1 protein-coding gene is annotated in these 580 nt (G+C 59.7%); it reads left to right on the top strand.

The genetic code is table 11. From position 1 onward, the window contains the following. Positions 1–565, top strand: a 565-nt coding sequence (locus tag ACR0CG_RS24140; protein WP_480528060.1) for an FAD-binding protein, incomplete at its 5' end; no start/stop codon positions are given. Between the last annotated feature and the right edge of the window lie 15 nt (positions 566–580).

The raw sequence follows: 580 nt of genomic DNA on the forward strand, positions 1-580 counted from the left end.
CTACGACGAAGGAGAGGATGTCTGGCCCAAACGATATGCGATCTGGGGGCGTCTGGTGGCGGCCCAGCCGGATCAGGTGGGATATGCTATCATCGACGCCAAGTCGCTGAACCTGTTCATGCCGTCCGTGTTCCCTCCGCTAAAGGCGGACACGTTGGACGAATTGGCCGGGAAGATGGACCTGCCTGCGGAGAAATTGAAAGCAACCGTCAGCGCATTCAACGCCGCCTGCGGTGACATCAGTGGGTTTCATCCGACCGAACTGGACGGGGTGGCGACCTCAGGCCTGATCCCACCCAAGACCAATTGGGCGCGCCCCATTACCGAACCGCCATTCTATGGCTATTCGCTGCGCACCGGCGTGACCTTCACCTATCTGGGGCTGAAGGTTGACGAAGCGGCCCAGTGCTCGACCCCAAACGGAAAGATCAAAAACCTGTGGGCCGCAGGCGAGACCATGGCCGGGTCGATCCTTGGGCAAGGCTATCTGGCGGGCTTCGGCATGACCATCGGAACTGTCTTTGGACGCATCGCAGGACGAGAGGCCGCCGCTTATGCAAACTGATCTTATTCAGGAAGC

The organism is Ruegeria sp. AB8, from assembly GCF_056542605.1.